The organism is Leisingera sp. F5 (assembly GCF_001593695.1).
Window position 1 is genome coordinate 1 of the sequence record NZ_LUKH01000085.1, and the last position, 7,343, is coordinate 7,343.

General features: G+C 62.0%; 6 protein-coding genes and 2 pseudogenes. 4 read left to right on the top strand and 4 right to left on the bottom strand.

The window, feature by feature from the left end:
• The first annotated feature begins 181 nt into the window (after positions 1-181).
• Together A2I95_RS24040 and A2I95_RS24045 are read left to right on the top strand one after the other, a co-directional pair.
• Complete coding sequence (locus A2I95_RS24040; protein WP_027258510.1) at positions 182-859, top strand: TRAP transporter small permease; 678 nt, start codon at positions 182-184, stop codon at positions 857-859.
• Positions 859-2,235 carry a TRAP transporter large permease gene (locus A2I95_RS24045; protein WP_027258511.1) on the top strand — a complete coding sequence of 459 codons (1,377 nt, stop codon included), beginning with the start codon at positions 859-861 and terminating at the stop codon, positions 2,233-2,235. Before A2I95_RS24040 ends, A2I95_RS24045 begins: the two co-directional genes overlap by 1 nt.
• Before the next feature lie 104 nt (positions 2,236-2,339).
• On the opposite strand, the gene tpiA is transcribed toward A2I95_RS24045, so the two are convergent.
• From tpiA to A2I95_RS24060, 3 genes are all read right to left on the bottom strand, one after another.
• Positions 2,340-3,089, bottom strand: coding sequence for a triose-phosphate isomerase (gene tpiA / locus A2I95_RS24050; protein WP_027258512.1), 750 nt, complete (start codon positions 3,087-3,089; stop codon positions 2,340-2,342).
• Between the two features lie 152 nt (positions 3,090-3,241).
• On the bottom strand, positions 3,242-3,601 hold the full coding sequence (locus A2I95_RS24055) for an iron-sulfur cluster assembly accessory protein (protein WP_291733911.1): 360 nt from the start codon (positions 3,599-3,601) through the stop codon (positions 3,242-3,244).
• Between the two features lie 157 nt (positions 3,602-3,758).
• Positions 3,759-4,961, bottom strand: a complete 1,203-nt coding sequence (locus A2I95_RS24060) for a glycerophosphodiester phosphodiesterase family protein (protein ID WP_291733913.1) — start codon at positions 4,959-4,961, stop codon at positions 3,759-3,761.
• A gap of 143 nt (positions 4,962-5,104) precedes the next feature.
• Here A2I95_RS24060 and A2I95_RS24065 point away from each other — a divergent pair.
• Positions 5,105-6,308 (top strand): annotated as a pseudogene (locus A2I95_RS24065) (IS3 family transposase).
• A gap of 72 nt (positions 6,309-6,380) precedes the next feature.
• On the opposite strand, the gene A2I95_RS24070 reads toward A2I95_RS24065, so the two are convergent.
• Entirely contained in the window at positions 6,381-6,743 is a 363-nt protein-coding gene (locus A2I95_RS24070; protein ID WP_027258516.1) for an SUF system Fe-S cluster assembly protein, read from the bottom strand.
• Between the two features lie 246 nt (positions 6,744-6,989).
• On the opposite strand from A2I95_RS24070, the pseudogene A2I95_RS24075 reads away from it, so the two are divergent.
• Positions 6,990-7,343 (top strand): annotated as a pseudogene (locus tag A2I95_RS24075) (hypothetical protein); the annotation flags it as partial.

The following is a 7,343-nucleotide window of genomic DNA, read 5'->3' on the forward strand; positions in this document are numbered from 1 at the left end:
AAGCCGGTCTGGGAGAAATTCGCAGGCGACGTCGGCCAGGAGAAGATCGACGCGGCGCAAGCCATCAACGCAGGCCTCTAAGGCAGGCTTTTTCTGGGAGGCCCGTATCGGGGCCTCCTGACCGCAGGCGGCATGGGGATCCGCCGCCTGCACCCCTTTCCGCAAAATTTGGGAGGCAGCCATGGCGGGGTCCGGAACCGGCCCGAGCGGGCTTATCAACTCACTCGAAGAAACTCTGATCGCGCTCCTGCTGGGGCTGATGACGGCAATTACTTTTGCCAATGTGATCGCGCGGTTTGTGTTCAATTCCAACATTCTATGGGCGCTGGAGCTGACGGTGTTCCTGTTTGCCTGGCTAGTTCTGCTGGGCGCGTCCTATGCGGTGAAGGCCCATGCGCATCTGGGCGTTGACGCCATTGTCAACATGCTGGCACCGGGAACGCGCAAGGTGGTGGGACTGTTCGCTGCCGCCTGCTGCATCGTGTTCTCCTTGCTGCTGCTGAAGGGCGCTTATGACTATTGGGCGGTGTTTGCCGACCTGCCGCCGACCTCAGGGCGCTGGTTCCCGACCGGGTTTGACATGAAGGCGCGCAGCCAGAGCTTTTATGAGGTGCAGGACGTGCCGATGGTGGCAGTCTTCAAGTTTCTGGAAGACCTGATCAACTACGGCGAGGCGTATGAGAAGCTGCCGAAGGTGGTGCCTTATGTGGTGCTGCCGGTGTCGATGCTGCTTTTGGTGTTCCGTTTCATTCAGGCGGCGCTGCAGATTGCCCGCGGTGACGTGGACCGGCTGGTCGCCAGCCATGAAGTGGAAGATGAGCTGGACGCCGTGCGGGCGCAGCGCGGGGAGCATGACTGATGGAAGTGGTAATTCTCTTTGCGATGGTGATTGGCCTGCTGCTGATCGGGGTGCCGATTGCGGTGTCGCTGGGCCTCAGCTCGACGATTTTTCTGCTGATCTATTCCGACAGTTCGCTGGCGTCGGTTGCGGGCACGCTGTTTGAAGCCTTTGAAGGGCATTTCACGCTGCTGGCGATCCCGTTCTTCATTCTGGCCTCGTCGTTCATGACCACCGGCGGCGTGGCGCGGCGGATCATCCGCTTCTCAATCGCCTGCGTCGGCCATCTGCCGGGCGGGCTGGCGATCGCGGGTGTGTTTGCCTGCATGCTGTTTGCCGCACTTTCCGGCTCCTCGCCTGCAACCGTGGTGGCCATCGGCTCCATCGTGATCGCAGGCATGCGGCAGGTGGGCTATTCCAAGGAGTTCGCGGCGGGCGTGATCTGTAATGCAGGCACGCTGGGCATCCTGATCCCGCCGTCGATTGTGATGGTGGTCTATGCCGCCGCCGTTGAAGTCTCGGTCGGCCGGATGTTCCTGGCCGGTGTCATTCCGGGCCTGATGGCGGGTCTGATGCTGATGGTCACCATCTATGTGATGGCCAAGGTCAAGAACCTGCCCAAGGGCGAGTGGAACGGCTGGGGCGAGATCTTTGAGTCAGCGCGGGACGCGGGCTGGGGCCTGTTCTTGATCGTGATTATCCTGGGCGGTATCTATGGCGGTATCTTCACCCCGACCGAGGCGGCAGCAGTGGCGGCTGTCTATGCTTTCTTCATCGCGAGCTTTGTCTACAAGGACATGGGGCCTCTGGCGAATGGCGAGGGCGAGGCGAAGACGCCGCTGTTGAAGAAACCCTATGCGCTGCTGACTGCCTTCCTGCACAGCGACACCAAACATACGCTGTTCGAGGCGGGCAAACTGACGGTAACTCTGCTGTTCGTGATCGCCAATGCGCTGATCCTGAAGCATGTTCTGACCGACGAGCAGGTGCCGCAGCAGATTGCCAGTGCGATGCTGTCGGCAGGCTTTGGCCCGGTGATGTTCCTGGTGATTGTGAACGTGATCCTGCTGATCGGCGGCCAGTTCATGGAGCCTTCGGGCCTGTTGGTGATCGTCGCGCCGCTGGTGTTCCCGATTGCGGTCGAGCTGGGCATTGATCCCATCCACCTCGGCATCATCATGGTGGTGAATATGGAAATCGGGATGATTACCCCGCCGGTTGGCCTGAACCTGTTTGTGACCTCGGGTGTGGCGGGGATGCCGATGATGGGGGTGGTGCGCGCAGCTCTGCCCTTCCTGGCGGTGCTCTTCGTTTTCCTGATCATGATCACCTATATCCCCTGGCTGTCCACCGTTTTGCCAAACGCCGTGATGGGGCCGGAGATCATAACAAAGTAAGGCTTTGCAGAAAAGAAAACGGCGCCCGGTTGTTCGGGCGCCGTTTTGCGTTCTTGGCAAAATTCTTGGAAGAATTTTGCCAGGAAAATTCGAATTTTCTTGGCTCAGGGGGTTTCCAGAGCGGTGATGATCGGGGAAAAATCCGCGGCCTTCAGGCTGGCACCGCCCACAAGCGCGCCGTCGACGTTGGAGACGGCGAAGATTTCGCCTGCGTTTGATGGCTTGACCGAGCCGCCGTAGAGCAGGCGGACGGCCTCTGCGGTCTTCACCCCGAAACGGGTGGTGAGTTCGGCGCGCAGGAAGTTGTGCACTTCGGCAATTTGCTCCAGCGTCGGCACCTTGCCGGTGCCGATGGCCCAGACCGGTTCGTATGCCACAACAGTGTTTTCGCCGGTGGCAGAGGCCGGGACGGAACCTGCAAGCTGAGTGCCAACCACCTTCAGCGTGTCGCCGCCTTCGCGCTCGGACAGGGTTTCACCGATGCAGATCACAGCGGTCAGGCCTTCTGCGAGGGCGGCTTCGGCTTTGGCGCAGATTTGAGCGTCAGTTTCGCCGTGATCGGCGCGGCGTTCGGAGTGGCCGAGGATCACGGCGGAGGCGCCTGCGTCCTGGAGCATGGCAGCTGAAAGATCGCCGGTATGGGCGCCCGCAGCATTAGCGTGGCAATCCTGGCCGCCGATGGCGACGGCGCTGCCCTGGGCGGTGTCCGCAGCGCGCGACAACAGGCTTGCGGGCGGGCAGATCAGGATGTCCGCGGCCGGGTTCGCATGGTTTTCGGCCAGGGCTGCCAGTTCCGTGAGGCTTGCGCCGGTGCCGTTCATTTTCCAATTGCCTGCTGCCAGTTTCCGTCGCATGGGGATATGCCTCCGAGTGTCCTGTTTGGGCGTGACTGGTAGCACTGGCTGCAGAGCGGTGCAATTCGCTTGAAAGCTTTGGCCGGAAGAGGGCAGGCAGCAAAAAGGACGGGGAATGCCCCGCTCGGTGCATTCTTTCCTGGTGCGCCGGATCAGGCGCCGGGCAGTTCCTTGAAGCTGATCGACTCGCCGCAGCCGCATGCGTCCGCGACGTTGGGGTTGTTGAACTTGAAACCGCTTTCCAGCAGCGTAACCTCATAGTCGATCTCAGTGCCGAACAGGAACATCTGCGCCATCGGCGCGATCAGGATGCGGGCGCCGTCCTGCTCCACCACCTCGTCGTTGGCGGAGGGCTCGTTGACATACTCCATGGTGTATTCCATGCCTGCACAGCCGCCTTTCTTGACGCCGATGCGCAGGCCCGCGTGGCCGTCCTTGGCCATCAGCCTGGCGATCTGCGTTGCCGCTTTGGGCGTCATGGTGACAGCCTGCTTGCCGGGAATGCCGAACATGGGTTTCTCCTTACACTTAATCCCTATCTAGGGCCGGTGCTACCGCGGCTCAACCCCGCAAATGTCCAGACAGGCAGGTAACATGCATTCTGTATGCGGATTTTTATGGCCGGAGCGGCCTGAAACCTGCGCTGCCGCCTTTCGCGGGCTGATGGTGTCACAGCCCCATGCAATTTGCATAGTAGGTGACGGTGGCAGGCCAGTCGGAGAAAACGCCTTTGACGCCTGCGTCCTGTGCCAGAAGGTCCAGCAATTGGTAATACATGCCATCGCCGGGGGAGAGATCTGCGAGTGACTGAAAGTACCATTCGCCACCTTGCAGCGGGCCGGAGCGTTCCAGCGTCCAGGTGATCAGCCTGAGCCCGGCGGATTTGGCGGCAATGGCATAGGCGGAAGGGACAATGCGGCCGCCCTGCACGGTCACCAGCATCCACAGAGGCGGAGCCAAGTAGTTGACGCCCTGCGCGTGCAACTCCGAGAAGTCATAGGGGAAGGTGGCCGGGTCGGTGTGATCGAACCCCTCGTGCCGGTAACTGGCGTCGAGCAGCACCGCTTGGCGGCCGAATTCCGGTTCGTGTTCGATCCAGTAGAGGATATCGTCCAGGCTGAAGCTTTGCACCCAGACGTCGGCGGGCGGGATGCCGGCGGTTTTGTAGTCATCGATCAGTTTTTGTGCAAAATCCACCTGCGTGAAGCCGTTGAAGGGCATCGGGACCGCGGGGGCCTTCAGCTCGGGCATGAATTTGACGCCGAGGTCCCGGAACAGAGCGATTGAGTCCGCATGGGTCAGGGTTCGGGCGTTGCCGGAGTAAAGCGTGCTGCGCCAGGAGGGGAGGCCGCCTTGATAGTCCTGCGGGGTGGCGGCAAAGGGGTTGGCGCTGTCCATTTTCGGGCGCAGGCTGCGAAATTCTTCCAGGGTCAGCTCGGAGCTGCGGCATTCGGCGCTGGCGGGGGAGGCGCCTGCCGCCGGGGTAAACGGTTTAATGCAGCGGTCCGCGAGCGGAGAGGTCAGGATATCCGTGGTTCGGTGCAGGTCGTTCTGCGCATGGCGGCAGACCAGTTCCAGGTCGCGGGTGAAGGTGACGTCGCATTCCAGAATGCCCGCGCCCATGGCGGCGGCGGCCTGGTATCCTTCGGCGGTGTGTTCGGGGAACATCAGCGGCGCGCCGCGGTGGCCGATGGAGAAATCCGTGCGCGCCGGGGTCTGGCCTGCGCAGGTCTGCAGCCTGTCCTTGAGCGCACCTTCGGGCAGTTGGCTGATCAGATAGGCCGGGCGCGGGCCGTAGCTGAGGGCCGGAGGGTCCGCAGTGCCGGGGGCGGGAAGCAGCAGCAGGGCTGCGGACAGCAGGGCATGGCGCATGGGGGGCTCCAGGTCTAGGGCTGCCGCACCTTAGGCCCGCGGGCCAGAAAATGAAAAGACCCCCTGAACTGGCCCCCTTTTCGACCGGACACCTCGGCCTGAGCCTGGAGGCTTAAGGATAACCTTAAGCACATGCGTCTGAGATTGAAATCATCACCGACGGCGGCCGCCGTCGCGGCGCTGGTCTGCGGCTGATAAGCTGCGGATCGTGGAAGAGACCTTGTATGGCGGCGAGAGCATTTCCGCCGTTGCGCGGCGCAATGGCGTGGCGCCCAATCTGCAGTATCGTTGGCGCAAACTGATGCTTGAAGGGGGCAGTGCCGCCGTGACAGGAGATGACAGTGTCACCCGCTGACCGGCAGGCGATTTGGTAAAGCCAAATCTGCCGAGAGGGGTCAACAAGACGGTGCGGGAGATGGAGGCTCGCATCCGGGAGCTCGAACGCCAGCTCGGGCGCAAAACGCTTGAAGTCGAGATCCTGAAGGAAGCGCTCGACAAGTCACGGTTAAAAAAACCGGCCTTGCTTGCGCAGTCGCTGAAACGGGACGATTTGCCATGAAAGCCGTCACTGAAACTTTGGGCGTGTCCCGCTCGAACCTGCACAAACGGCTGAGTGGGAGCGCGACGCCGCATATCGAACGGCTGGTGGCAAAGCGCCCGACCTATAGCTGCCGCCGGATTACGGCGGTTCTGAACCGGGAACTCAGGACCGCAGGGCTCGCGCCTGTGAACCGCAAGCGCGTCGATCGCATCATGAAAAACAACAACCTTCTGTTGCAGCGATCCGGGTTCGACCGGCCCGAGCGCCCCCATGACGGCAAGGCCGTGATGATGCGCTCGAACTTGCGCTGGTGCAGCGATGGGGTGGAATTCACCTGCTGGAATGGCAATGTCATCCGGGCAGCCTTCCTGATCGATGCCCATGGCCGCGAGATCATCTCCTGGCGCGCCGTGGCAAATGCCGGGATCCGCGGCTCGGATGTGCGTGACATGCTGCTGGAGGCTGTCGAGAAACGCTTGGGCACATACCGCGCGCCCGAGGTGATCGAGGTGCTCTCCGACAACGGCAGCGCTTACACGGCGAAGGGCACCCGCATCTTTGCCCGCCAGCTCGGCTTGAAGCCCTGCTTCACACCGGCCGCCAGCCCGCAGTCCGACGGCATGTCAGAAGCTTTTGTGAAAACGCTGAAGCGAGACTGCGTCCGGGTCAATCCACTGCCTAACGCTGAAACTGTTCTGTCATTGATAGGAAAACGGATCGAAGACTATACCGAAAACCATCCGCATTCCGGCTTGAAATGGCGCTCGCCCCGCGAGTTCATTAGAGCCAAAACCGAAACCGCTTAGGTATCCGGTTGAACGGGGGCTGGATCACCCCCGCAGATGCAGGGGCCGGATCCGGGCACAGGGTATGCGGGCTTACATGAAGCCCAGTTCCAGGCGGGCCTCGTCGGACATCATCTCCATGCCCCAGGGCGGCTCCCAGGTGAGTTCGACGTCAACAGTTTTCACCCCCGGCACCGGCGAGATGGCGTCGACGAGCCAGCCCGGCATCTCGCCCGCGACCGGGCAGCCCGGTGCGGTCAGGGTCATGATGATTTTGACGTCGTTCTCGTCGTTGATGTCGATCGTGTAGATCAGGCCCAGCTCGTAGATGTTCACCGGGATTTCCGGGTCATAGACGGAGCGGCAGGCGTCGGTCACGGCCTCGTACAGCGGGTGGCTGACGGAGGAGGGCGCGATTAGCGGTGCGCCTTCAAGCGGTTCGGAAGGGTTGGTCATGAGGATTCCGGTCTGATATTCCGACGGTTTATATAGGGAATGTACGGCCCGGCGTCCAGAGGCGGCGCACGCTGCAGCGGGAATGTTCTGTTAATCACTCTTTCGTGAAAATTTGATTTGATGGGGTGAGCGCGCTAAATTGTGGTTCCCCCACGATGATTTCGTAAACGCTGCCCGAAGGTTGCGGGCCGTGCGCCGGTGTCCGGCCACGGAGCTGCTGTGTGCGGGCAGGAGCGGAGAGAGGCCATGCCAGGGAAAACTGCGACCCGCAGATGTGCGAACGCCGCTGCCCTTGTGCTTGCGGGCAGCTGCCTGGCTGCGGCCGGCACGGCGGGAGAGGCCCGGGCACAGGGAGCGTGGCGCTGGCAGCTGACGCCCTTTGTGCTGGCGCCATCGGTAGAGGGCACAACCGAGCTGGGGCAGGCAGGTGGCGGTCTGTCGATTGATGCGGGCGATGTTTTCGATGAGCTGCAGGCCGGCGGGATGCTGGCGTTCGAGGGGCGCCACAGCAGCCTTTTCGGATTCCGGCTGCGCTATGCGGTGATGGATTCGGACCGCACAGCGCAAAGCGCTGCGGGCGCGGTGGCTGCAGCCTATGAC